This window comes from Streptomyces sp. NPDC038200, from assembly GCF_055600785.1.
In genome coordinates, this window is the sequence record NZ_JBVJYH010000006.1 from 26,322 (window position 1) to 51,177 (window position 24,856).

A 24,856-nucleotide genomic window follows, 5' to 3' on the forward strand; every position below is an offset into this window, starting at 1 on the left:
CGGGGGATTCAGTCCCGGCCCAGGGCCGGGAGGCGGAGTGCCGGCAGGACCGCCAGGGCGAGCAGCGTCGCCGCCACGGCGTAGGTCAGCCGGAAACCGGCCGGGCCCGGGCCCGCCGCACCCAGCACCACCGACAGCAGGGCCGTGCCGACGGACGCGGCGAGCTGGGCGTTGATGCTCAGCGCGGTGCTCGCCGCGGCCAGCCGGTCCGCGGACAGGCCGCGGGTCGCGGTGGTCATCGTCGGCATCAGCGTCATCCCGGCGCCGACGCCCATCACCATGCCGGCGCCGACGATCCGCCAGGCCGGAACGCCCGCCGTACCGGTCTGCCAGGACAGCAGCGCCATCCCGAGGGCGCCCACCGCACAGCCCGCCGCGACCAGCCGCCGCGGGACCGCCTTGTCGATCCGCCGGGCCGCGATCTGCATCGTCGTACCGACCACGAGGCCGACCGGCGCCCCGAGCAGTCCGGCCGCCGTCGCGCTCAGACCCCGCTCCTGCTGCCAGAACAGCGGCCCGAGCAGCATCGATCCGAAGTAGCCGCAGGTGAACGGGGCGAGCGTGCCGATGCCGGCGGCGAAGGTACGGTCGCGCAGCAGCCGCAGGTCCAGCAGGGGCGCCCGGACGGTGAGCGCCCGCCGCACGAAGACCGCCACCAGCACGGCACCGGCGAGCGTCGGCAGCAGCACGCCGGGGCCCGTGAAGTCCCCGCGTTCGCCGCCGCGCGAGAGGCCGTACAGCAGCAGGGCCAGGCCGGGCGAGAGCGTCAGCAGGCCGGGGACGTCCAGCCGGGGCCGGGCCGGGCCACGGGCGTCCGGGGCGTCCTCGGGCAGCAGGCGGGCCGCGAGGAGCAGGGCGACGGCGCCGACGGGCAGGTTGATCAGGAAGATCCAGTGCCAGGAGGCGGCGTCGACCAGCCAGCCGCCGAGCACCGGGCCGGCGACCGGGCCGACCAGGATGGGCAGCCCCAGCAGGGCCATCGCCCGGCCGAGCCGGGCCCGGTCGGCGACCCGCATGCCCATCGCCATGCCGACCGGCTGCAACAGACCGCCGCCCAGCCCCTGCACCGCGCGGAACGCGATCAGGCTGCCCGCGTCCCAGGCGCAGGCGGCGAGCAGGGAGCCCAGGGTGAACAGGACGAGCGCGAGCAGGTAGGTGCGCTTGGCACCGATCCGGCCCATCGCCCAGGCGGCGGCCGGGATGACCGCGGCGAGGGCGAGGGTGTAGGCGGTCGCGGTCCACTGGATGGTCTCCAGCGGTGCCTCGAAGGAGTGCGCGAGGTGCCGCAGCGCGACGTTGACGATCGTCATGTCGAGCACGGCCATGGTGGTGCCGAGGACCACGACGGTGACGACGCGGTACAGGGCGGCCGGGGCGGCCGGGGCCGTACCGCCGGCCGGGGGAGCCGGCCGTGCGGTGCCGGGCGGCCGCAGGGTGGTCACCGCCCGCCCCTCAGCCCGCGTAGGGACGCTCGGCACGCGCGGTGCGCAGCGCCCGGCCCCACCAGGTGAGCTGGCCGAGCATGCCCTTGGCGGCGCCGGCGCACACGTCGGCGTCGCGCGGGACGCCGTCCTCGCCGAGGCCGGACCAGGGACCGTGCAGGCTGACCGAGTCGCGCACGGTCACGGCGTGCAGCTCGGCGAAGACCTGCCGGAGCTGCTCGACCGCGCGCAGCCCGCCGCCGAGACCGCCGTACGAGACGAAACCGACCGGCTTGGCCTGCCATTCGCGCAGGTGCCAGTCGATGAGGTTCTTCAGGACGGCCGGGAAGCTGTGGTTGTACTCGGGCGTGACGATCACGAACGCGTCGGCGGCGGCGAGCCGCGGCGAGACGTCCCGCAGCGCGGCGGTGGCCTCGGGGCTCGGCGTGCCGCCCCAGCCGGGCAGCACCAGCGGCAGGTCCACCTCGGCGAGATCGACGACGTCGAGTTCGAGGCTCGGGTCGGCTTCCGCGGCGGTGGTGAGGAACCAGTCGGTGACGGCCGGCCCCCGGCGTCCCTCGCGCACGCTGCCGACGATCACGGCGACGCGGAGCGGACGGTCCTCGGCGGCACGGGCACCGGCGGCGGAATCGGTAACGGACATGGGTGTCCCCCTCTGAGCGGTCGGATGACGGGCGACCGCTTCCGGCGATCGCCCCCGTCAGCAAAGTACAACGTGCGTTGTAGTTTTTACAACGCGCGTTGTACTTCGGTTAGAGTGGGCCGGTCACGAAGGAGGCGGGCGTGGGCGAGACGAACGAGTCCCGGCTGGAGCGGGCGCGGGCCGAGGTGTCGCCGCGCAAGCTCCGGAAGCAGATGGACATCGCGAGCGCGGCCTGCACGGTCTTCGGCCGCGAGGGCTACGCCCGCGCCTCGGTCGACACGCTCGCCGCCGCGGCCGGCGTCTCCACCCGCACGCTCTACAACCACTTCCCCGGCGGCAAGGCACAGCTCTTCCAGACGGTCGTGACCTGGACGTCGAGCGAGGTACGGGACGCCCAACTCGCGCGACTGCACGCCGTGCTGGACCCGGACCGGCCGCCCCGCCCCGTGGACCTGGAACGCGATCTGGTCGCCCTGGCACGCGCCTTCAGCGGCCTGATGACCGACTACCCGAACCACTTCGCCCTGGTCCGCCACATCCACGCGGAGGCCGACCACGTCCCGCCCGAGGTCCTGCAGGCCTGGCACGAGGCCGGCCCGGAACCGGTCGGCCGGGCCCTCACCGAGGCGATGGCCCGCCTCGAAGCGGCCGGTCTGCTGAACCTCCACGGCGACGCGGGGCTCGCGGCGAGCCACTTCACGGCCCTGATCTCGTACAGCGTCATCCAGCAGACCCACTACGGCGTACTGCCGCTCCCGGCCGCGCGGCGGGACCGCCTGCTCGAAGGCGGCGTGGCGGCGTTCCTGCGGGCGTACGCGGCCGGGTAGCGCGGGCAGCCGCACGCCGCACCGGGAGCCGTCACCACTTCAAGCGCAGTACTCTGCCCGGAGTGAAGGACGGCACCCACCACCCCCGGAGTCACGACCCATGGTGAGACGGAACGACCAGCGGCGCGCCGCCCTCGTCGACGCGGCGATCGAAGTGCTGGCCCGGGAGGGCGCCCGGGGGCTGACCTTCCGGGCGGTGGACGCCGAGGCGGCCGTACCCACCGGCACGGCGTCCAACTACTTCGCCAGCCGCGACGACCTGCTCACCCAGGCCGGCGCCCGCGTCTACGAACGCCTGACACCCGACGAGGCGACCAACGAGCGCCAGCGGACCGCCCCCCGGAACCGGGCCGCGTACACGCAGCTGATGCGCGAACTGGTCGGCCGCATCGCCTCCTTCCGCACCGGCTACCTCGCCCTGCTGGAACTCCGCCTGGAAGCGACCCGCCGCCCGGACCTGCGCATGATCCTCACCGAACGCGTCCGTGCCGACCTCGCCGCCAACGTCGCCTACCACGAGGCCAGCGGCCTCCCCGGCGACGCGACGGCCGTCAAACTCCTCTACCTCGCGCTGAACTGGCTGATCGTCGAACAGCTCACCCTTCCGGGGGTCCTCACGGAGGTGGAACGCGACGAACTGGTGGCGGCGGCGGTGGAGCGGATCGTCGGAGCGGACTAGACGGCCGCGCCGCGGCCCCCGAAAACACCGCGGCGCCCGGGCCGGCCGAAGCCGACCCGGGCGCCGCGTAGCAGGTCAGGCCTCCACCTCCTGGAGGTCTGACGTGCTCGCCCAGGCTTCCCCGTGGTACGTCCACGCCCTCCAGCGCACTACGGCCAGCCCTGCCGAACCGCTGTCCGTACCCGCTCGCATGGAATGGACCACGCGGCCCGGCAGCGGGCCCGGCGCCGAGATCCTCGGCCCGGATCTGCGCCGCAAGCGGCTGCTGGAACTCGGCTGCGGCCCCGGTCACAACGCCGCTCACCTCGCCACCCGCTACGGCGCCCAGGTGATGGTTCAGTCGAGGTCGCCCGTTTGCACAAGGTGCTCCATGAAGGCGGCGGCGATGCGCGGGCGCGTGGCATCCGGCACGGGAGCGTCCGGGAGGTCGGCCTCCAGACCCCACTCCGTGTTGAACATGACGGCCATACCAGCCGGCACCACGATGTTCCTCAGCCAGAGGACGAACCTCGCCGCCGACTGTGCGGTGCAGTCCTTGACGGAGACGCCTTCGGGAGACAGCAGCGCCATGCCGTCCAGCTGCTCGTCGTCCAGGGCGATCCCGAAATGCATCGACGACCCGCTGATGGGACCGTCAGTTCCATCGTCGACACGGATGAACCCGCCAGGGTTGCGTTCCCGGAGCAGGGATTCCAGGCCCTCGTAGGTCAGCCCCCAGCTCTGCCCGTTCGGCGGGGTGAAGATGTACATGGTGCGCAGTTCCGCGACCTGCTCCGGTTCCATGGGGGTCTGCTTCCTGTGCGAGGCGGCGGAGTCAGGGGACGTAGCGTGCATGGCCCTTGACGCCGTAGGCAGCCATCATGATGCGCCAGTACCGGACGGCTTCCTGGTTATTGGTGACCGTCTCCACTCCGCGCATCTCCTTGTTACGCGGGTCGCGGAGCGCGGCGGCGTACTTCTTCAGCTCGTCACGATCCGACCGGTAGAGGAAGTCCTTCTTTCCGCTCTCGTGGTTCACGCGGAGTTCGTCGAGCGAGCGGTAGCACCGCTGGTTCGGCTTGTTGACGTACTTGGCCTCGATGGCCATCCCGTCGGCATCACGGAACCCGTCCACCATGAGCGTGTTGTTCACGCTGTGCCCGGTCGGGATGGGCACTTCGTATTCGGGATAGCCGGCCACCCGCATCTGGTAGGCGACCTCGGCCGGCCTGCCGCCTGAGAAGCCCCCCGTACGCAGGGAGTTCAGCCAGGTCTGGAAGTTCTTCTGTTCGCCAGCCTTGAGCGGCGGAAAGCGAGGGTCCGGCGGAATCTCCGGGGAGATCGGCTGGACTCGTGGGCCGTTTGCCGGGCGGTAGGCGGCCGGAACCAGGGTCGGTATGCGGATCAGTGGACCGAGGAGCGGCGGCACGCCAGGCGCGAAGCCACCGCTGTCCGGCTGCGGCATCGGCACCCGCGCCTTGGAGCTGTCCAGGGCCGGCGGGATCTTGCCCAGGGCAGCGATCCGCATGTCCCCCGCGACGAGTTCGTGCAGCCCGCCGTCGTGGCCGTCTCCTCCGAGACTCGGCTGCTCCCACGGCCAGAGATTGTCGAGGGGTGAGGTCTCCTCGTAGGGCAGCCGCCGCTTGGCTGTCTCTATGTGATCGGCGTAGGCGTCGCACGCATCGGCGAGCATCTTGCAGGCGACGGGAAGATTCGCCATGAGGGTTTCGTGCTCGCCTACCTCACTGGGCAGCGGATTCTTGCCGACGAACTCCTTGAAGAAGCCCTCGACCGCGCTCGCTGTCTCACCGGCCTGGTCCAGCGTCGCGGTCCTCCACGCGGCCTCCGAGTCCCAGTAGGCGTCTTCCAGAACCTTGGCCGCCTGGCGCCACGTCTTGGCCACAGCACGAAGCTTGTGGGGCTGCCCCAGGAAGCGTTCATTGAAGAGATACTGGTCGACGCCGCTGGTCTCGCCAACGACCTCGGGCAGGTCCTGCGCGTTGTGGCTGGCGCGCGGGTTGCAGTCAGGGCCGGACGGCTGCGCGCCGATCCCCATGTCCAGCGGGCTCTTCCCGAGGAGTTCCGCCGCGATCTTGCTGTCCTGCTTCAGGAGCTCCTCCGACGACTTGAGCAGAGCGCCAGCGCCGTTGGCCATCACCTGATGAGCGAAGCCGGACTTGTCGAACACCGTCGCGACGGCTTCCTTGTACACCTGGGCGAAGGACCGGCCCGCATCGTTGTCGCCGGCCATGCCACCGTGCTCGCTGAGTTCCGTGAAGAGGAGGCTCAGCATCTCGTAGATCAGGTCGCGCAGCCCCACCATCGACCAGGACGCGTTGACGAAGTTCGCCGTCTGATGCCGAAGATCCAAGGTTTCCCCCGCTGACTGCCGTCGATACCCCAGGGAGCCGTACACGCTTGCGAACTCGGCCAGTCCTGGATGCACCCGATCCGCAGGACATGCGCACGCCCGCTCACGCATCGCTCACGCAAGAGCCCGAAAACGAGTCAGCGTCCAGGTCAGCCGAAGCCGACCCGGACGCTGCTTAGCAGGTCAGAGGGGTTAACCGCCGCCTGCAACCCGTAGGCCCTGTGGGACTCGAACCCACAACCAATGGATTAAAAGTCCACTGCTCTGCCAATTGAGCTAAGGGCCCGGGCGATGGTGCTCGTCCGAGCATAGCCGGACGTGGCCGTGTCGCCGATCGGGTATCGGCGACACGGCCACGTCGGACGCCCCTGAAGCGGGGAGATGGTCACTTTTCGGCCGGAACGGGAGCGGGTTCCGGGGTGCGGGCCAGGAACCAGTGGCGGGCCGAGGCCAGCCACCAGGTCGCCGCGAAGCCGAGGACGACCAGGACGGCCACCGGGGCGTAGTTGAAGGTCTTCCAGGTGACCGGGGAGACCTGCGGGAGCATGAAGAGGACCGTGATCACCGCCACCCACGCCACCGAGACCACCCCGATCACCCCCGACCAGCGGCCCAGGTGCCAGGGACCGCGGTCGAACGCGGCGCCCTTGCGGATCCGGAGGAACGTCGGGATGACGTACGCGATGTAGAGGCCGATGACCGCGATTGAGGTCACCGCCGCGTAGGCCGTCGAGTTGATCAGGTACGGCAGCCCCAGGGCCAGGGCGGCGAGCGCGGCCAGCCAGACCGCCGCCACGGGGGTGCGGGTGCGCGGGCTGACCGTGTGCCAGACCCGGGAGAGGGGCAGCGCGCCGTCCCGCGAAAAGGCGTAGATCATGCGGCTGTTGGCCGTCACCGACGCCATGCCGCAGAAGAGCTGGGCGCCGATCACGACCAGCAGCAGGAGCTTGCCGGCCGTGGCGCCGAGCGCGTCGAGCAGGATCTGGGCGGGGGGCGCGCCGGTCGGGGAGGCCAGTTCCTCGTCGTACGACTGGATGGCGAACGTGAAGCCGAGGAGCAGGACGAAGCCGGCGATCCAGGACGTCCAGATCGAGCGGACGATGCCCTTCGGGCCCGCCGTGGCCGCGTCGTGGGTCTCCTCGGTCATGTGCGCCGAGGCGTCGTATCCGGTGAAGGTGTACTGGGCCATCAGCAGGCCCAGCAGGACCACGTACGGCCCGCTGCCCCAGCCCGTCCGGTCGATGAACTCGGTGAAGACGAAGGACGCCGACTGATGGCGGTCGGGGACCACGGCCAGCGCCGCGACGATCACGGCCACCCCGAGCACGTGCCACCACACGCTCACGCCGTTCAGGAACGCGACGATCCGGACGCCGAAGGTGTTCAGCAGGCCGTGCAGGACGAGGATCGCCGCGAACAGGGCCACCGTGCGGCCCGGCGTCACCTCGAAGCCGAACTGGAGGTTCAGGTAGGCACCCAGGAAGGAGGCCGCGCCGAAGTCGATGCCCGCGGTCACCGCGACCTGGCCCAGCACGTTGAACCAGCCCGTGAACCACGCCCAGGCCGCCGCCGACCGCGGCGGCGCCAGGCGGTGGGCCCAGAAGTACAGGCCGGCGGACGTCGGGTAGGCGGAGCAGATCTCGGCCATCGCCAGGCCCACGAACAGGGTCATGAGGCCCACCGCCACCCAGCCCCAGGTGATCACCGCGGGACCGCCGGTGGTCATGCCGAAGAGATAGAGCGTCAGGCAGCCGGAGAGGACCGAGATGATCGTGAAGGAGACGGCGTAGTTGGAGAACGCCGACATACGGCGGGCGAGGACCTGGGTGTAGCCGAGCTGGGCCAGCCGTTCCTCGTCCGAGAGGCCGGGTGCTCCCCGCTGTCCGCTCACGCTCGCGTCGTCTGTCATGCCCCCAGCAATTCCCTGGACGGGGGTGTGATATGCGCCACTCGACAGGTATGCGAAAGGGCCCGTACGAACAGTGTCGTACGGGCCCTTCCTCAGCTCACTCGGCGTCAGCCGTTGCGCTTCCAGCGCGGCTTGTCCTCGCGGCGGCCGAAGGAGCCACCCCGGTGGTCGTCACGGCGGCCGTAGGGGCGCTCGTGGCTGCTGCTGCCGGAGCGGAAGCCCGGACGGTCGTCACGGCGGTCACGGTTGAACGGACGGTCGCTGCCCCGGTGCCCGCCACGCTCGTCGCGGCGGAAGCCGCCCCGGTCGTCACGGCGCTCGAAGGAACGGCCACCACGGTCACGGTCGAACGGACGGCGCTCGCCCCGGTCGTCACGACGCTCGAAGGAACGGCCGCCACGGTCACCGCGCTCGCCCCGGTCACCCCGGTCGTCACGGCGCTCGAAACCACGGCCACCACGGTCGTCGCGGCGGTCGAAACCGCGCTCCCGGTCCCGGTCGAACGGACGGCGGTCGTCACGGCGCTCGAAGGAACGGCCGCCACGGTCACCGCGCTCGCCCCGGTCACCCCGGTCGTCACGGCGCTCGAAACCACGGTCACGGTCGAACGGACGGCGCTCGCCGCGGTCCTCGCGACGCTCGAACGAACGCCCACCGCGGTCACCCCGGTCACCGCGCTCGTCACGGCGCTCGAAACCACGGTCACGGTCGTAGCCGCGCCGCTCGCGACGCTCGTACGGGGCCGCGGCCGCCGGACGCTCCTCGCGCTCGGTCTCGCGCTCCGCCGGCGCCTCGGCCACGGCAAGCTCCTCCGCCGCCGTCGCCTGGGCCTCGGCCACCGCGGCCTCCGGGTCCTCGCCGCGCTCGCGGGCGACCCGGGCGACCAGCCGGTCGGCCTCCTCGCGCAGCTCGGTCGCACGGCGCTGCGCACGCTCCAGCTGCTTGGTGAGCTGGGCGACATCGCGCTCGGCCTGCTGCGCGGCGTTGCCGGCCGACTCGGCCTGGACCTCGGTCATGGAGCGGGCGCCGGTGATCTCGGCGACCTCCGGGTCGAAGGCGCCGGCGCCCTGGATGATGTGGCGCGCGGCGTCGACGCCCGCGTCCTCCATCAGGCGGAAGATCTGGCGGCGCTGGTGCGGCAGGGACAGGGAGACGACCGTGCCGGTACGGCCCGCACGGGCGGTACGGCCGGCGCGGTGCAGGTAGTCCTTGTGGTCGCCGGCCGGGTCCACGTTCAGCACCAGGTCGATGCCGTCGACGTGGATACCGCGCGCGGCGACGTCGGTGGCGACCAGGACGTTGACGTAGCCGTCCTTGAAGTCGGCCAGGGTGCGCGTACGGGCGCCCTGGGTCATGCCGCCGTGCAGCGCGTCGGCCTTCACGCCCGCGTCGCGCAGCTGCTCGGCGACGCGGTCGGCGCCCAGCTGGGTGCGGACGAAGATGATCGTGCGGCCCTTGCGGGAGGCGATCGCGGCCGTGACCGGCGCCTTGTCCTTGGGCTTCACGATGAGGATGTGGTGCGACATGGTCGTCACCGCGCCCTGGGCCGCGTCCACCTCGTGGGAGACGGGGGCGTTCAGGTAGCGGTCGACCAGGGTCTGGATCTCGTTCTCCATCGTGGCGGAGAACAGCATCCGCTGGCCGCCGGCCGGGACCTGGTCGAGCAGCTCCGTGACCTCGGGCAGGAAGCCCAGGTCGGACATCTGGTCGGCCTCGTCCAGGACGGTGATCTGCACGTCCTCCAGAGAGCAGGCGCCGCGGTTGATGATGTCCCGCAGCCGGCCCGGGGTGGCGACGAGGATGTCGACACCGCGCTCCAGGGCGTAGATCTGGTTGCCCATGGAGGTGCCGCCGCAGACGACCTTCATCTTCAGGCCGACGACGTCGCCGTACGGCTGGAGGGCGTCCGCGACCTGCATGGCCAGCTCACGGGTCGGGGTGAGGATGACGGCGCGGGGCCGCTTCTTCTCGGTGCGGCCGCCGGCCAGCCGGGCCAGGGTCGGCAGGCCGAAGGAGAGGGTCTTGCCGGAGCCGGTGCGGCCACGGCCGAGGATGTCCTTGCCGGCCAGGGCGTCCGGGATGGTCGCGGCCTGGATCGGGAAGGGGGAGGTCACACCGTTCTGCGCGAGCTTGCGCACGACGCCCTCGGGCAGGCCGAGGTCGGCGAAGGTGATCTGGGGGGACTGAGGGGTGTCAGTGGCCTCGGGGGCCTCGGTGACCTCGGTCGTCACGTCTTCGAGCTGGTTCTCGTTCTCGGACACGACGATCTGGTCAGTACTGGACACGGACATGCGAATGCGAAACCTTCCGGAGTCTCTTCGGCACGCGCCCGTCAACTCCGTGATTCGCTCACGACCGCCTCAATGCGGTCCGCCACGGCAAAGGAGAGTACGCGCCACACGGCGCGCTCTGTGATGGCGCCGGGCAAATGGGATCAAACGATCTACCACCATACGCACCTACCACCCCCGAAGGCAAACCGAGCCGCATAGCCCCACGTCAGCGCGGCTCCACCACCATCGACACCGTCCCGCACCGCCCCCGAGCCACGCCCCGCCACGCCTCCCGGACGTGCCTCGCACTCCCCCCGGCCGCGGCTCGCGCCGCCTCCCGGACGCGGCCCCCGGACCGCCTCCCGGCGTCGGATACGTCACGCCGCCGTGCCCGCACCGCTCCCGGTGTCGGACACGTCACGCCGCCATGCCCGCCGCGGGCGCCGGCTCCCGCTGCACCAGCTGCGGCCCCGTCTCCTCGTGCGCCGACGAGGACGGCTCGGCCGACGGCTGCTCCGTCACGGGCGGCGGCGGGGTGGAGGCCGGCGGCTCGGGCGGGGCGGAGCTGGCCGGGGGCGTCGGCGGCTCCCTGGTCGGCTCCGGCACCCCGGGGGTGACGGATTCCCCCGGCTCGCCCGGCTGCGCCGGGGGCGCCGACGCGCTGCCCGCGCCCGTCGGGCTGGCCGAGGCCGAGGCCGCCTTCCCGTGCTTCGCCTTGCCGCCGTGCCCGTGCTTTCCGTCACCGACCACACCCCCCTCGCCGACGAGGCCGCCCACGCCCGCCACCGGGCCGCCGCCGGACGCCTCCCCGCCGCGCTGCCCGGCCGAGTGGACGGGCCGGGCCCGGCCCGCGTCGTCCCCCACGTTCACACAGCCGGCGGCGGCGGTGACGGCCAGTACCGTGACGACGAGACGGACGGGTACGTTCAAGGGGCGCACGGCGGCCACCTCCGGGGACAAGGAAAGAGTCAACCTGCCCAACTCCCGCCGCCCGCAAGAGGACACGCGCCACCCCGCACGCACAGGCGCCGTGCCCCGCGGGCACCGGCACGCCGCCGCCCGAGCCGCACCGCCCGCCCGTGCGCGCTCCCGCCCCCGCCCGTGCTCAGCCGTAGCCGAGGGCGTGCAGCCGGGCGTCGTCGATGCCGAAGTGATGGGCGATCTCATGCACCACGGTCACCTCGGTCTCCGCGACCACGTCCTCCCGGCTCTCGCACATCCTGAGCGTCGGCCCCCGGTAGACGGTGATCCGGTCCGGCAGGACGCCGGCGTACCACTCGCCCCGGTCGGTCAGGGGGGTCCCCTCGTAGAGCCCGAGCAGCTCGGGGTCGTCGGCGGGCGGTTCGTCCTCGACGAACACCGCGACGTTGTCCATCAGCCGTGTCAGCTCCGGCGGAATCCGGTCGAGCGCCTCGGCGACCAGTTCCTCGAACTCCTCGCGCGTCATCTCCAGCACATGGTCATTGTCCGGCACGCGAGGCCCGCGGGAGAGTGCCGAACCGTCGCATACGCATGCCGGTACATGGGCATACGGGACCAATGGCCCGCGTCCCCCTCGCAGCCCTGAACAGCATGCTGAACCGGACCCCGAACCGCCGCTCCTCCCGCACCCGCCCGCTCCCCGCTCTCGAACCCGGCTCCCGCGCCCGCCCCTGGACCCGTGCCCTCGGTCTCGTCACCGTCGTCCTCGTCGGCGCCTGGCTGGGCCTGCTGGTCGTCGGCGACGTCCGCGCCCCGGTCGGCCCGATGGACACGACGATGGCGCTGCGCCCCTCCGCCAGCGGCGGCACGAAGATCAACATCTCGCCGCTGGGCGCGCTCAGCCTGGACAGCCACATCGCCCCGGTCCGCCTGGACGTGAACGTCGACCAGCTCGACCCGGAGCGCTCCCAGGCTCTGGTGGACCACCCCGAGCGGCTCTCCGGGCTCCAGGACGAGGTGGCCCGGGACGTCGAGCACGGCACGCTCGACCTGGCGGTGCGCTCCTGTGTCGCCGTGGTCTCCGGGGCCACCGCCCTCGGCCTCGCCGTCTACCGCCGCCCGCGCCGCGCCCTGGCCGCCGGCGGACTGGCTCTGGCGCTGCTGGCCGCCTCGGGCGCGTCGGCGTACGCCACCTGGAACCCGAAGTCGGTTCTGGAGCCGAGGTTCTCCGGGCTGCTCAGCTCGGCACCCTCGGTGGTCGGCAACGCGCGCAGCATCGTCACGGAATTCGACGTGTACCAGCAGGAGTTGGCACGCCTGGTGACGAACGTGACGAAGCTCTACGACGTCACGTCCACGCTCCCGGCCTACCAGCCCGACCCCTCCACCATCCGGGTCCTGCACGTGTCGGACATCCACCTCAATCCGGCGAGCTGGAAGATCATCGGTTCGCTGGTGAAGCAGTACCAGGTGAACGTGATCGTCGACTCCGGCGACACGATGGACCACGGCGCGGCGGCGGAGAACGGCTTCCTGGACCCCGTGCGGGACCTGGGCGTGCCGTACGTCTGGGTGCGGGGCAACCATGACTCCCGGACCACCCAGCGCTATCTGGAGCGCATGAAGAACGTGCACGTCCTGGACGACGGCCGGGCGGAGACGGTGGCGGGACTGCGGTTCGCGGGCATCGGCGATCCGCAGTTCACCCCCGACCGCTCCACGGTGCCCGGCAGCGAGGCGTCGGAGGAGCTGGCGGGGGCGCGGCTGGCCAGCGCCCTGCGCGATCAGCAGGCGGCCGGCACCCCCGTGGACGTGGCCGTCGCGCACGAGCCGTCCGCGGCCCGGGAGACCGACGGCGTGGTGCCGCTGGTGCTCTGCGGGCATCTGCACCACGAGGGCACGGAGATGCTGCCGTACGGCACGCGGCTGCGGAGGGAGGGCTCGACCGGCGGCAGCGGCCTGCGGGCCGTGGAGCACAGGTACCCCGCCCCGATCGAGGCGTCGATCCTCTACTTCGACCGGGAGAGCCGGAGGCTGCAGGCGTGGGACGCGATCAAGCTGGGGGGCCTGGGCCTGACGACGGCCGAGGTCGGCCGCCATCTGGCGGACGAGAACCAGCCCGGCGCCACACGCTCGCCCGCACCGTCGTCCCGCCCGGTCTCCCCCTCGCCCGCACCGTCGTCCCGCCCGGTCTCCCCCTCGCCCGCACCCTCGTCCCGACCGCCCTCTCCCACGGCCTCTCCCGCCCCCTCTTCCCCGCCTCCCGCGGCCTCGCCGTAAACCGTTTTGGCGATACCCCTCGCCATCCCATATGCTTCTCACGTCCCCGACGCGCTGAGAAGCGCCCAGGCGGGCCGATAGCCCTCATCGTCTAGCGGCCTAGGACGCCGCCCTTTCAAGGCGGTAGCACGGGTTCGAATCCCGTTGGGGGCACGCATTACCGTGTGCGACACTGTTGCACGCACGCTTGGTCCTGTGGAGCAGTTTGGAGTGCTCGCCACCCTGTCAAGGTGGAGGCCGCGGGTTCAAATCCCGTCAGGACCGCTGGTGTTTCACGTGAAACACCGTGGCTGGGTAGCTCAGTTGGTACGAGCGTCCGCCTGAAAAGCGGAAGGTCGCCGGTTCGACCCCGGCCCCAGCCACCGCAGCCCTGTACAGGGCTTGAGCCCCTCTCCAGCGTCAATGGAGAGGGGCTCTTTCGTGCCCGCCCCATCCCCCGGTGCGCCCATGGAGCAGACCTGGTGAAGGCCTTATCCAGCATCGACCCGGCGCTGCCGCTCGATCGGCATCCCGAGCGGGTCTGGTACACCTCCTACGGCTCCAATGTGCACCTGGACCGTCTCGCCGCCTACATCAAGGGCGGACGCCTGCCCGAGGCGGCGCGGGAGCATCCGGGATGCCGCAACCCCGCCATGCCGGACCGGTCGATCCCCGTGGAACTGACCGGTGCGATGTACTTCGCCACCGAGTCGCCGGTGTGGGGCGGAGGCAGGGCCTTCTACGATCCCCGGGCGAACGGCCGGGTGCTGGCCAGGGCGCACCTGGTGACCAGCGACCAGTTCGCCGACATCGCCGCTCAGGAGATGTACCGGGGGCCGGGAGTCGACCTGGATCTGGCGGACGTACTCCAGCGGGGACGTGCCGTACTCGGCGAGGGACGCTACGAGACCCTCGTCTGCGCCGGTCAGCTGGACGGCCTGCCCGTACTGACCTTCACGGCGCCCTGGGGGATGAACGACGTGCAGTGGGTTCCTCCCTCGGCCGCCTACATCCGCTTCCTGGCCGCCGGCCTGCTGTCCGCGGGCGCCTGGGACGAGGAGGCGGTCGCCTCCTATGTCGCGGCCTGTCCCGGCGCCAGCGACCACTGGTCGACCGAGGCAATCACCTTCCTCCTCGGCACTGGCCCTGATCACCCGTGACCAGTACGATCAGGCCACGCCAGGGCGGGACATGGCCTGAAAGCGATAGGCCGCCGGTTCCTGCCCGGCCCCAGTGACACGAACGGAAACCCCCCTCCCGCACAACCGGAGGGGGGTTTCGTCGTCCATGAAAACCCTGAGGGGGGTTCTTGAGACCGATTGCCAGAGGGTTGGCGACGGCCGGCGCCGTCGTGGTCGCCACGCTCGCCGTACCCGGCACCGCCCACGCCGCGGGCCCCACCGTCAAGGATGCCTACAGCGACCAGTCCGACTGGTCGGTGCTCGACGTGCGCCTCAACTACAGCGGCGAGGTCAGCAAGCTCGTCGCCGAGCTGCGCCCGGCCGGCGGCAGCGAGACCGACGAGCCGGTGGCCACGATCACCGGCTTCACGAAGCGGTACGAGTCCTCGTCCTGGGACGCCGTCTGGGCGTCCCAGCCGATCCACCTGGACACCCTCGGCGACTACACGGTCGACGTCGAGGCCACCGACGGCTCGGGCGAGACCACCGTCGAGAAGAACGCGGGCACCCTGCACTACCAGAAGCAGCCGGTCTTCAGCAGCTTCTCCGTCACGCCGGCCGAGCCGGACATCGAGCACAGGACGATCACGGTCAGCGGCGACATGGTGGTCCGCGACCCCAGCACCCGCGCGACGGTGCCGCTGCCCGGCGCCACCGTGGACCTCAACGTCGACCACGCCGACACGAGCGCCGTCACGGACGACGCCGGCCATTTCTCCGTCGCCCACGAGACGACCTCGGGCGGCTGGACCTTCGCCGCCTACAACGGCGCCCTGGGCTACGCGGCCAGCGAATGGATCGACGTCCGGCCCCAGGCGGCGCCGACCCGGTTCGTCCTCGACAAGAACAGCTTCCACGTCACCGCCGGCGACAAGATCGACGTCACCGGCACGCTCCAGTACCAGAGCGGCGCGGACTGGAAACCGCTGCCCGGCGTACCGCTGGAGATGGACTACAAGGACTGCACCACGTGCAGCCCCGTCGAGGCGACCACCGACGCCGACGGCCGCTTCTCCTTCACGCGGTCCCCGTACGGCAGCAAGAGCGTCTACGAGGTGGCCTTCCAGCCGTACCCGTACAACCCCTTCATCCAGCGCACCGCGACCGCCGACGTCACCGTGGCGGTCACCGCGACGACGAAGTTCACCGAGTTCACGGCGGCGCTGGACAAGTACGCGCAGCTCGACGTCACCGGCAGCGTGGACCTGGTCGGACGCGACACCAACGACCGGATCGGCGTCGACATCCAGTACTCGCGCGACGGCAGGACGGGCTGGACCACCAAGAAGACCGTGCAGACCACCAACGGCTCGCAGTTCGTCGTGGAGAAGATGCCGGGCTACACGGACGGCTACTGGCGGCTGCACTACGCCGGCTCCACCACCAAGGACATCAAGGGCGGCGTCAGCAAGACCCTGCGCCGCAACCGCGCCCTCACCCGGGTCAAGGACGCCAACGCGTCCCCGGAGCCGGTGGCCAAGGGCCGGACGATCACCGTCAAGGGCGTGCTCCAGGAGCGCGCGGCCGGCTCCGGCACCTGGAAGTCGTACGGCGCCAAGAAGGTGCAGATCCTCTTCCGGCCCAAGGGCGCGAAGAGCTGGTACCTGATGTCCACGGTCACCACGAAGAGCAACGGATCCTTCAGCAAGGGCTTCACGGCGCGGCAGGACGGCACCTGGGTACCGGTCCACCTGTACCCCGACAGCAAGCACTTCGTGGGCAGCGGCACGGAGGACTACGTCGACGTCCGATGACGCCTTGGCACCACGCCCGGTCGGCGCTACGTTCAGGCTGATCGCGCGTGGTGCGCGACGGCGGGGGGGACGACATGGGCGGGGACGAGGCCAGAGCCATCCGGGACACCGAACTGGAGAAGGACCGGGCCCGCTACGGGCTGCTCGCGGTCGTCCTCGGCAATCTCGCGATCGCCGGGGTCGCGGTCTTCGGCGTGTGGCAGCTCGACGGGGACAAGGCGGTGACCGTCGGCGTCCTCACCGCCGCGTTCACCGCCGTCAGCAGCATGACCACCGCCTACCTGGGCATCAAGGCCGTCTCCAACACCGCGAGGTCGATCGCTCTCGGGGACGGCCCGGCCCGCAGGCACACCGAGGCCGCCCCGCCGGCCCCGCCCGCCCAGCGCACCCCCTAGGCCGCGTGGGCCGGCCGGACCGGCCGGCCGCCGGGGTGGCGCTCGCGCCAGATCACGAAGACCGCGCAGGAGACCACCGCCCAGCCCGCCAGCACCAGGAACGGGAACGCGTGCTGGTGGCCCCGGAAGTACACCGCGGTGTGCTGGGCGTTCACCGAGGCACCGGGCGGCAGCCAGCGGCCGATCGTGCCGAGCGGGGACGGCAGCAGCGGCCAGGACACCGCGCCGCCGGACGACGGATTGCCCAGCAGCACCATCAGCCCCCAGGTCGGCAGCATCGCCCACCGTCCGAACAGGGTGTTGAACATCGTGAACACCATGCCGGAGGTGAACATCGTCAGGGCGAGGATGAACCACGACTCGACGAACGGCAGCCGCACCGCCTTCAGCCACCAGTCCACCACCGCGGCGATCGTGAACCCGCCGAGCAGGGCGTAGGCGACGATGAAGGCGATGCGCTCCAGGGGGTTGAGCGCCTTCGCGTGCACGCTGAGCTGGATGGCTCCGATGAATCCGATGATCACGGCGGCGAGCGAGATGTAGAAGATCGCGAGCCCTCGCGGATCGCCCTTCTGCAACGGCTTCAGGTCGCGGACCACCACGGTCGTGCCGGTGGCCCGGCCCACCTTCACCGCCGCCTCCCCGAGCAGCTGGGCGACCGTGGCCCCCGAGGCACCCGACACGTCCAGGGTGACCGACCGGCCGCCCGCGGGCGCCTCCACCACGGCGAACACCTTCTGCTCGTCCACCGCCCGCACCGCCGCCCGCCGGCTGTCGTAGGCGTGCAGCCTCAGTGAGGCGTTCAGGGCCTTTTCCATGCCGTCGATGAAACGCCGGGCCGCCGGCTCGTCGTTGGACGCGGTCACCGCCGTGGGAATGACGTGCGGGGTCGGGTTGGCCATGGCGTAGGTGTAGGAACCGGCGAACAGGCCGGCCGCCGCGGCGATGAGCAGCAGCAGGACCGTCGCGGGCAGGAAGGGCGACTTCCGGAACGCCGTCCAGCGTTCCGCGCGGGTCGGGGGGCGGCCGTGCTCTCCGTGCCGGCCGTGCTCTCCGTGCGGGGCATCGCGTTCTTCGCGCGGGGGACCCTGGCCTCCGTGCGGGGAACCGTGCTCTCCGTGCGGGGAATCGGACATAACGGTTACTTTGGCATCTCGCCGTGGGAGGTGCCCGTCGGTCGCCGGGCTCGCACCCCCTTCGCGGTCGGCCGCATCCGGGCGGCGGAAGCCGCACCTCGGACCCGGTCCCGCGCCCCTTCGAGGCGCTCGCCACCGCCCGCGGTCAAATCGTTCGCGTGATTTTCGGCTGGGGTGAGATCCTGGACCGCGTATGTCTACGCATCCCGCCCCCGCCCTCGGCACCCTCGCCCCCCGTCTGACCGAGCTGTCGCTGCGCGACGCGCACCGGCTCGGCCGACGGCTGGAGGGCGCGCGCAAGATCCGTAAGCCCGAGGCCCGTGCCGCCGTCCTCACCGAGATCGAGACCGAGATCGGCCGCGCAGAGGACCGGATGGCCGAGCGACGCTCCCGCGTGCCGGCCGTCACCTACCCCGAGCAGCTGCCCGTCAGCCAGAAGAAGGACGAGATCGCGGCAGCCATCCGCGATCACCAGGTCGTCATCGTGGCCGGTGAGACCGGGTCCGGCAAGACCACGCAGATCCCCAAGATCTGTATGGAGCTGGGCCGCGGCCTGCGCGGCATGATCGGGCACACCCAGCCCCGTCGTATCGCCGCCCGGACCGTCGCCGAGCGGGTCGCGGACGAGCTGGACACGCCTCTGGGCGAAACCGTCGGCTGGAAGGTCCGGTTCACCGACCAGGTGAACCCGGACGCCACCTTCGTCAAGCTGATGACGGACGGCATCCTGCTCGCGGAGATCCAGACCGACCGCGAGCTGCGCGCCTACGACACGATCATCATCGACGAGGCCCACGAACGGTCCCTCAACATCGACTTCCTGCTGGGCTACCTCGCCCAGCTGCTGCCGAAGCGCCCGGACCTCAAGGTCGTCATCACCTCGGCCACCATCGACCCGGAGCGCTTCTCGCGGCACTTCGGCGACGCCCCGATCGTCGAGGTCAGCGGCCGGACGTACCCCGTCGAGGTGCGTTACCGGCCGCTCCTGGAGGAGGACTCCGAGGACGCCGACCGCGACCAGATCACGGCGATCACGGACGCCGTCGAGGAGCTGATGGGCGAGGGGAAGGGCGACATCCTCGTCTTCCTCTCCGGCGAGCGGGAGATCCGGGACACCGCCGACGCCCTGGAGAAGAAGAAGTACAGATTCACCGAGGTGCTGCCCCTCTACGCCCGGCTGTCCCACGCCGAGCAGCACCGGGTCTTCCAGCCGCACACCGGCCGCAGGATCGTTCTGGCGACCAACGTGGCCGAGACCTCCCTCACCGTCCCCGGCATCAAGTACGTCATCGACCCCGGCTTCGCCCGGATCAGCCGCTACAGCCACCGCACCAAGGTCCAGCGGCTGCCCATCGAGCCCATCTCCCAGGCCAGCGCCAACCAGCGCAAGGGCCGCTGCGGCCGTACGTCCGACGGCATCTGCATCCGCCTGTACTCCGAGGACGACTTCGACGCCCGCCCGGAGTTCACGGACGCGGAGATCCTCCGCACGAACCTGGCGAGCGTCATCCTCCAGATGACCGCGGCCGGCCTCGGCGACATCGAGAAGTTCCCCTTCATCGACCCGCCGGACCACCGCAACATCCGCGACGGCGTGCAGCTGCTGCAGGAGCTGCACGCCCTGGACCCGGACCAGAAGGACGTCCGCAAGCGGCTCACGGACACCGGCCGCAAGCTGGCCCAGCTGCCCGTCGACCCCCGCCTGGCCCGGATGGTCCTGGAGGCCGACCGCAACGGCTGTGCGCGCGAGGTCATGGTCATCGCCGCGGCCCTGTCCATCCAGGACCCGCGCGAGCGCCCCGCCGACAAGCAGGCGCAGGCCGACCAGCAGCACGCCCGCTTCAAGGACGAGACCAGCGACTTCCTCGCCTACCTGAACCTGTGGCGGTACATCCGCGAGCAGCAGAAGGAGCGCGGCTCCAGCTCCTTCCGCCGGATGTGCAAGCAGGAGTACCTGAACTTCCTGCGCATTCGCGAATGGCAGGACATCTACACCCAGCTGCGCACGGTCGCCAAGCAGATGGGCATCCACCTCAACGAGGACGACGCCCCGGCCGACCGCGTCCATGTCTCCCTCCTCGCCGGCCTGCTCTCCCACATCGGGATGAAGGACGTGAAGGACGGCAACAAGAACGAGTACCTGGGCGCCCGCAACGCCAAGTTCGCGGTCTTCCCGGGCTCGGCGCTGTTCCGCAAGCAGCCGAAGTTCCTGATGTCGGCCGAGCTGGTGGAGACGAGCAGGCTCTGGGCGCGGGTCAACGCCAAGATCGAGCCGGAGTGGGTGGAACCGCTCGCCGGGCACCTCCTGAAGCGGACGTACAGCGAACCGCACTGGGAGAAGGACCAGGCGGCCGTGATGGCGTACGAGAAGGTCACGCTGTACGGCGTCCCGATCGTCGCCCAGCGCAAGGTGAACTACGGCCGGATCGATCCCGAGGTCAGCCGCGAACTGTTCATCCGCAACGCCCTGGTCGAGGGCGACTGGCGCACGCACCACAAGTTCTTCGCCGACAACCGCAAGCTCCTCAGCGAGGTCGAGGAGCTGGAGCACCGCGCCCGGCGCCGGGACATCGTCGTGGACGACGACACGCTCTTCGACTTCTACGACCAGCGGGTGCCCGAACACGCCGTCTCGGGGGCCCACTTCGACTCCTGGTGGAAGCGGAAGCGGCAGGAGCAGCCGGACTTCCTGGACTTCGAGCGGGAGATGCTCATCCGGGAGTCGGCGGAGGCGGTCACCAAGGCCGACTACCCGGACACCTGGCGCCAGGGCGACCTGAAGTTCCGGGTCACGTACCAGTTCGAGCCGGGCGCGGACGCCGACGGTGTGACGGTCCACGTCCCGCTCCAGGTGCTCAACCAGGTCACCGACGAGGGCTTCGACTGGCAGATCCCGGGCCTGCGCGAGGAGGTGGTGACGGAGCTGATCCGTTCCCTCCCCAAGCCGATCCGCCGCAACTACGTGCCCGCGCCGAACTACGCGCGCGCGTTCCTGGAGAGGGCCGTGCCCCTCCAGGAGCCGCTGCCGGTCACGATGGCCCGCGAGCTGAAGCGCATGGTCGGTGTCCCCTTCGAGGCGGAGGACTTCGACTGGGCGAAGGTCCCCGACCATCTGAAGATCACGTTCCGGATCGTCGACGAGCGGCGCCGCAAGCTCGCCGAGGACAAGGACCTGGAAGCGCTCAAGCTGAGCCTGAAGCCGAAGGCCCGCCAGGCGCTGTCCCAGGCCGCGGCGGCGACCGCGTCCCGGGAGGGCGGCGAGTCCCTGGAGCGCAAGGGGCTGACGGACTGGACGATCGGGACCCTCACCCGGGTCTTCGAGACGCGCCGGGCCGGACAGCCGGTCAAGGCGTATCCCGCGCTCGTGGACGACGGCGACACGGTCTCCGTACGCCTCTTCGACACGGAGGCCGAGCAGGCGGAAGCCATGTGGAAGGGCACCCGCCGGCTGATCCTGCGCAACATCCCCGTGAACCCGGCGAAGTTCGCCTCGGAGAAGCTGACGAACGCCCAGAAGCTGGCGCTCTCCGCCAACCCGCACGGCTCGATCCAGGCCCTGTTCGACGACTGCGCGACGGCGGCGGCGGACAAGCTCATCGCGGACTTCGGGGGGCCGGCGTGGGACGAGGAGTCCTACCGGAAGCTGTACGACAAGGTGCGCGCGGAGATCGTGGACACCACGGTCCGCACGGTCGCCCAGGTGCAGCAGGTCCTCGCCGCCTGGCAGGCCTGTGAGCGCCGTCTGAAGGCCGTCCGCAGCCCGGCGCTGCTCGCCAACCTCACGGACGTCCGCAAGCAGCTGGACGCCCTCGTGAAGCCCGGTTTCGTCACCTGGGCGGGCATACGGCGCCTGCCCGACCTGATGCGCTACATGGTGGCCGCCGACCGCCGGCTCCAGCAGATGGCGACCAACGTCCAGCGGGACACCACGCGCATGGAGAAGGTCCACGAGATGCAGGACGAGTACGCCTGGCTCCTGGAGCAGCTCCCCAAGGGCCGCCCGGTGCCGTCCTCGGTCCTGGACATCCGCTGGATGATCGAGGAGCTGCGGGTCAGCTATTTCGCCCACGCGCTGGGCACGGCGTACCCCGTCTCGGACAAGCGGATCGTGAAGGCGATCGACACGGCAGCGCCGTAGCCGTACGGGTACGGAGGGTGAGTTCGACCAGGACCCTCACCCTCCTGTACAGTCCTTCTCGCAGCGCAACGCACGAACAAGCGCAGCGAAGCAAGGTCCTGTGGAGCAGTTTGGAGTGCTCGCCACCCTGTCAAGGTGGAGGCCGCGGGTTCAAATCCCGTCAGGACCGCACAGAGATCGAGGCCCGCACCCGAGAGGGAGAGCGGGCCTCCGTCGTATCCCCCCACCACCAAGCACCGTCACCCCGCACGGCGGAGACCGCGCCCGCGGCGCAGCCGCCATCAGACACAGCACATCCCGTCAGGACCGCACAGAGACCGAGGCCCGCACCCGAGAGGGAGAGCGGGTCTCCGTCGTATCCGAGGCCCGCACCCCGAGACGGCAGCGAGCCCCGCACCCGAGGCCCGCACTCCGAGGCGGCAGCGGGCCCCGGTCGCGCCCGGGTTCACGCCCGGAAGGGGCAGCGGGCCTCAGGCGCGTCCGGGGCGCCTCCCGTCACCGTGGCGGGGAAGGACGCACGGCCGGCTTGCGCGGGGCGCCCCCGGGGGGTGGCGCGGGCGGTCTCGCGCCCTTGACGGCGTCACATTCCCTCGGTACCCAGGGAGCAGGGCTCGTTCCTCCCGTGCGGCCCCTGGAGGTGGCGTATGGCGGCGTCGGTACGGCACGAGACACGGGCACTTCTGAGGGCGCACCTGTCGGCCGCCTCGTCCTACCGGCACCTCACCCGCCACTGTCCCGTCTGCCACCGCCTGCTGCAGCTGGCGATGGACGCCGGCTCCCGCGGCCAGGAGGCCGACCAGGAGACCGCCGAGGACGAAGGCCCTCGTCCCGCGTGACCCCGCCGGGCCCAACCCCCTTGCGGGCATGGGACGCTGGAGCGATCGGTTCCACTAGCGCATGCCGACCGGAGCGAACAAGCGTCCGGACATGTGACGGGAGTCACCGCATGGGTTTTTGAAACAGTGGAACTTACCCCCGTCATACAACGGGTCAATTTAATATGTGCAATTGCACCCTCCCCAAGGACCGCGCACAGCCGTTCCGACAGGCGCCCCCAGACTCCGACAAGGACGCTCACCAGCAGCGCCCCCACCACCGACCTGCGCACAAAAAAGATCGCGCTGGACCCGGCGGAGTCCAGCGCGATCTACGACGCACCCTGTGTCGCTTGCCTACAACGTTCTCTTCGGCCTGGGCGAGGGTCCTGTTGGGGCAGGTCCCGCGTCGCTTGGAGCTAGGGTTTCGGGCGCCTCGGCCGGTTGGGGGACCGACCGTCTTGCCCGGTTATGGAGTTGTTCAGGCCTCGCTGCGCTGCTGCGGGATACCCGCCAGCAGGGCACGAACCTCGGCCTCGCGGTAGCGGCGGTGCCCGCCGAGCGTACGGATCGAAGTGAGCTTGCCGGCCTTCGCCCACCGCGTGACCGTCTTGGGGTCGACACGGAACATGGTGGCGACCTCAGCCGGGGTCAGCAGCGGCTCGGCATCAGGGGTGCGAGCGGTCATGAGCGGCCTCCTCGGGAGAACCGAACCTTCTCGGTTCTTTCCTCTAAATTCTGCACCTTGACCCGCGTTGCCCGAAATGGCGGACGCGAGTCGAGTCGGTTATAGGACGAACGGCTTGTCCTCGGCACTACAACTACACCATCTGTCCAGCCGCGTCGGCCAAACCGATGGAATTGCCCTCCCAGGTGTTCATCAGCGACGGAAGCCGATGGACCATGCCATAGCGGACAGTCACGCCACTGTGACGATCAGTCACAGGGGCGATCAGGAGTCACCAGACCCCCCAAAGCGTGCAATGCTGAGAATCCGCCCAGAGCGGAGCATAGTTGGGCGGATGGAGCCCTCCCCGGACTCCTTGTCCTATTTTGGCACGAGGAGCGGTAAGGGGCGCAAGAGCCGGGTAAGTGCTGTCCGTCACCCTTGAGACAAAAGTCCAGATCGGGACCAACGTCCCATCAGGTGGTCTAGGCGAGTAGAACGTACGTCCTTGGGACGCGATTTGACCGTGACGTACGTCACTCAGTTCGCGGAACGTCTGTCCCGCACGGCCCGCCACCGCTCCACCAGCCGCCCGTACGCCTCCCCGGCGGCCGTCCCGTCCCCCCGGCGCAGCGCCTCGATGCCGGCGGCCACGTCCGCCGCCGAGTGGTCGCCCTCCAGCTCCCCCGCCGGCAGCACGTGCACCAGCCCGCCGTAGTCCAGCTCCACGAGCGAGCGCGGGTGGAACTCCTCCAGCCACCGGCCGACGTCCAGCAGGCCGTCGATCAGCGGCCCCTCCTCGACGGCGTCCTTCAGCGTGCGCAGCCCCCGCGCCACCCGGCGCCGGGCCTGCACCATCGGCGTGCGGTAGCGCAGCACCGGCGGCACGTCGGCGGTCCCCTTGTCGTACCGCCGCTCCTCGTCCGAGACCAGCACGAACCAGTTCAGCGGCACCTGCCAGGTCGCCGTGCGGATCCACGGGCGGGCGTCGGGGTTGCGGGCGAGCCAGCGCTCGTAGTCCTGGGCGGCCTGGCGGCGCACCAGCGGCGGCAGCACGGCGTCCAGCACGGGCGGCGGCAGCTCCTCGGCCAGCTCGTCCAGGGCCTGCCAGCCGCGCAGCCGGGTCCGCCAGGGACAGACGCAGACCACGCCGTCGACCTCCAGCACGAAGGCGTCGCCGCTCTCGTGCACCGGCACCGCGATCGGCGGGGTGGGCAGCAAGTCGGCCAGGGAACGCCGCAGTTCGTCCTGGTAGGAGGGTCGGTCGGAGCGGCGGGCGTAGCGCGCCCAGTGGCCGCGCTCCGGCTCCGGGAAGGCGCCCAGCGGCTCGTACACACGCAGGTAGGCGGCATAGGGGACGACCACGGAGGACACCTTCGGCACGCCTGCTCCCCTCCCCATCGGACCCGGCTCGAAACCACTGCAAATCGTGCCACGGTCATGCGTGCGCAGAGGGCCCTGGAGGGT

The 24,856-nt window shown here is 70.9% G+C and carries 19 protein-coding genes, 5 tRNA genes and 1 pseudogene; 13 read left to right on the forward strand and 12 right to left on the reverse strand.

Features of this window, described 5'->3' with window-relative positions:
• Nucleotides 1-8 precede the first annotated feature (8 nt).
• Nucleotides 9-1,442 (reverse strand): DHA2 family efflux MFS transporter permease subunit, encoded by a 1,434-nt coding sequence (locus ACZ7KF_RS14490; protein ID WP_471073475.1) that lies wholly within the window; start codon nucleotides 1,440-1,442, stop codon nucleotides 9-11.
• Between the two features lie 10 nt (nucleotides 1,443-1,452).
• The gene (locus ACZ7KF_RS14495; RefSeq protein ID WP_471073478.1) at nucleotides 1,453-2,085 is read right to left on the reverse strand and encodes an NADPH-dependent FMN reductase; all 633 of its coding nucleotides are present in this window, start codon (nucleotides 2,083-2,085) and stop codon (nucleotides 1,453-1,455) included.
• A gap of 140 nt (nucleotides 2,086-2,225) precedes the next feature.
• On the opposite strand from ACZ7KF_RS14495, the gene ACZ7KF_RS14500 reads away from it, so the two are divergent.
• From ACZ7KF_RS14500 to ACZ7KF_RS14510, 3 genes and pseudogenes are all read left to right on the forward strand, one after another.
• A complete protein-coding gene (locus ACZ7KF_RS14500) occupies nucleotides 2,226-2,912 on the forward strand; it encodes a TetR/AcrR family transcriptional regulator (protein ID WP_471073481.1) in 687 nt (228 codons plus the stop codon).
• 100 nt (nucleotides 2,913-3,012) lie between these two features.
• On the forward strand, nucleotides 3,013-3,591 hold the full coding sequence (locus tag ACZ7KF_RS14505) for a TetR/AcrR family transcriptional regulator (RefSeq protein ID WP_471073484.1): 579 nt from the start codon (nucleotides 3,013-3,015) through the stop codon (nucleotides 3,589-3,591).
• A 103-nt stretch (nucleotides 3,592-3,694) separates the two neighbouring features.
• Nucleotides 3,695-3,923, forward strand: a pseudogene (locus ACZ7KF_RS14510) (SAM-dependent methyltransferase); the annotation flags it as partial.
• Between the two features lie 4 nt (nucleotides 3,924-3,927).
• On the opposite strand, the gene ACZ7KF_RS14515 reads toward ACZ7KF_RS14510, so the two are convergent.
• From ACZ7KF_RS14515 to ACZ7KF_RS14545, 7 genes are all read right to left on the reverse strand, one after another.
• A complete protein-coding gene (locus tag ACZ7KF_RS14515) occupies nucleotides 3,928-4,374 on the reverse strand; it encodes a hypothetical protein (protein ID WP_471073487.1) in 447 nt (148 codons plus the stop codon).
• Between the two features lie 31 nt (nucleotides 4,375-4,405).
• Nucleotides 4,406-5,941 carry a restriction endonuclease fold toxin-2 domain-containing protein gene (locus ACZ7KF_RS14520; protein WP_471073490.1) on the reverse strand — a complete coding sequence of 512 codons (1,536 nt, stop codon included), beginning with the start codon at nucleotides 5,939-5,941 and terminating at the stop codon, nucleotides 4,406-4,408.
• 213 nt (nucleotides 5,942-6,154) lie between these two features.
• A tRNA-Lys gene (locus ACZ7KF_RS14525) sits at nucleotides 6,155-6,227 on the reverse strand.
• Nucleotides 6,228-6,326: 99 nt separating this feature from the next.
• Nucleotides 6,327-7,850 (reverse strand): amino acid permease, encoded by a 1,524-nt coding sequence (locus tag ACZ7KF_RS14530; protein ID WP_471073493.1) that lies wholly within the window; start codon nucleotides 7,848-7,850, stop codon nucleotides 6,327-6,329.
• A 107-nt stretch (nucleotides 7,851-7,957) separates the two neighbouring features.
• Entirely contained in the window at nucleotides 7,958-10,141 is a 2,184-nt protein-coding gene (locus ACZ7KF_RS14535) for a DEAD/DEAH box helicase (protein ID WP_471073496.1), read from the reverse strand.
• A gap of 399 nt (nucleotides 10,142-10,540) precedes the next feature.
• Nucleotides 10,541-11,062: a hypothetical protein gene (locus ACZ7KF_RS14540; RefSeq protein ID WP_471073499.1), complete on the reverse strand. Its 522-nt coding sequence runs from the start codon at nucleotides 11,060-11,062 to the stop codon at nucleotides 10,541-10,543.
• A 166-nt stretch (nucleotides 11,063-11,228) separates the two neighbouring features.
• Complete coding sequence (locus ACZ7KF_RS14545; RefSeq protein WP_030348836.1) at nucleotides 11,229-11,579, reverse strand: metallopeptidase family protein; 351 nt, start codon at nucleotides 11,577-11,579, stop codon at nucleotides 11,229-11,231.
• Nucleotides 11,580-11,662: 83 nt separating this feature from the next.
• Here ACZ7KF_RS14545 and ACZ7KF_RS14550 point away from each other — a divergent pair, with 83 nt between their 5' ends.
• From ACZ7KF_RS14550 to ACZ7KF_RS14580, 7 genes are all read left to right on the forward strand, one after another.
• Nucleotides 11,663-13,324 (forward strand): metallophosphoesterase family protein, encoded by a 1,662-nt coding sequence (locus ACZ7KF_RS14550; RefSeq protein WP_471073502.1) that lies wholly within the window; start codon nucleotides 11,663-11,665, stop codon nucleotides 13,322-13,324.
• 80 nt (nucleotides 13,325-13,404) lie between these two features.
• Nucleotides 13,405-13,477 (forward strand) — tRNA-Glu (locus ACZ7KF_RS14555).
• Nucleotides 13,478-13,513: 36 nt separating this feature from the next.
• A tRNA-Asp gene (locus tag ACZ7KF_RS14560) sits at nucleotides 13,514-13,588 on the forward strand.
• Nucleotides 13,589-13,612: 24 nt separating this feature from the next.
• Nucleotides 13,613-13,686, forward strand: a tRNA-Phe gene (locus tag ACZ7KF_RS14565).
• A 99-nt stretch (nucleotides 13,687-13,785) separates the two neighbouring features.
• Complete coding sequence (locus ACZ7KF_RS14570; protein ID WP_471073505.1) at nucleotides 13,786-14,463, forward strand: histone deacetylase; 678 nt, start codon at nucleotides 13,786-13,788, stop codon at nucleotides 14,461-14,463.
• A gap of 149 nt (nucleotides 14,464-14,612) precedes the next feature.
• A complete protein-coding gene (locus ACZ7KF_RS14575) occupies nucleotides 14,613-16,238 on the forward strand; it encodes a hypothetical protein (RefSeq protein ID WP_471073508.1) in 1,626 nt (541 codons plus the stop codon).
• Nucleotides 16,239-16,312: 74 nt separating this feature from the next.
• Nucleotides 16,313-16,633: a hypothetical protein gene (locus ACZ7KF_RS14580; protein ID WP_471074454.1), complete on the forward strand. Its 321-nt coding sequence runs from the start codon at nucleotides 16,313-16,315 to the stop codon at nucleotides 16,631-16,633.
• On the opposite strand, the gene ACZ7KF_RS14585 is transcribed toward ACZ7KF_RS14580, so the two are convergent.
• Complete coding sequence (locus ACZ7KF_RS14585) at nucleotides 16,630-17,769, reverse strand: ABC transporter permease (protein WP_471073511.1); 1,140 nt, start codon at nucleotides 17,767-17,769, stop codon at nucleotides 16,630-16,632. The two genes, ACZ7KF_RS14580 and ACZ7KF_RS14585, sit on opposite strands and share 4 nt — an antisense overlap.
• A gap of 193 nt (nucleotides 17,770-17,962) precedes the next feature.
• Here ACZ7KF_RS14585 and hrpA point away from each other — a divergent pair, with 193 nt between their 5' ends.
• The 3 genes from hrpA (at nucleotide 17,963) to ACZ7KF_RS14600 (ending at nucleotide 22,743) form a co-directional block, all read left to right on the forward strand.
• Nucleotides 17,963-21,907, forward strand: a complete 3,945-nt coding sequence (gene hrpA / locus ACZ7KF_RS14590; RefSeq protein ID WP_471073514.1) for an ATP-dependent RNA helicase HrpA — start codon at nucleotides 17,963-17,965, stop codon at nucleotides 21,905-21,907.
• 94 nt (nucleotides 21,908-22,001) lie between these two features.
• Nucleotides 22,002-22,076 (forward strand) — tRNA-Asp (locus ACZ7KF_RS14595).
• 475 nt (nucleotides 22,077-22,551) lie between these two features.
• Nucleotides 22,552-22,743 (forward strand): DUF6274 family protein, encoded by a 192-nt coding sequence (locus tag ACZ7KF_RS14600; RefSeq protein WP_471073516.1) that lies wholly within the window; start codon nucleotides 22,552-22,554, stop codon nucleotides 22,741-22,743.
• 460 nt (nucleotides 22,744-23,203) lie between these two features.
• Here ACZ7KF_RS14600 and bldC read toward each other — a convergent pair whose 3' ends face one another.
• Together bldC and ACZ7KF_RS14610 are read right to left on the reverse strand one after the other, a co-directional pair.
• The gene (gene bldC, locus ACZ7KF_RS14605) at nucleotides 23,204-23,410 is read right to left on the reverse strand and encodes a developmental transcriptional regulator BldC (RefSeq protein WP_003949541.1); all 207 of its coding nucleotides are present in this window, start codon (nucleotides 23,408-23,410) and stop codon (nucleotides 23,204-23,206) included.
• Nucleotides 23,411-23,929: 519 nt separating this feature from the next.
• Nucleotides 23,930-24,772, reverse strand: coding sequence for a DUF8083 family protein (locus ACZ7KF_RS14610; RefSeq protein ID WP_471073519.1), 843 nt, complete (start codon nucleotides 24,770-24,772; stop codon nucleotides 23,930-23,932).
• Nucleotides 24,773-24,856 lie beyond the last annotated feature (84 nt).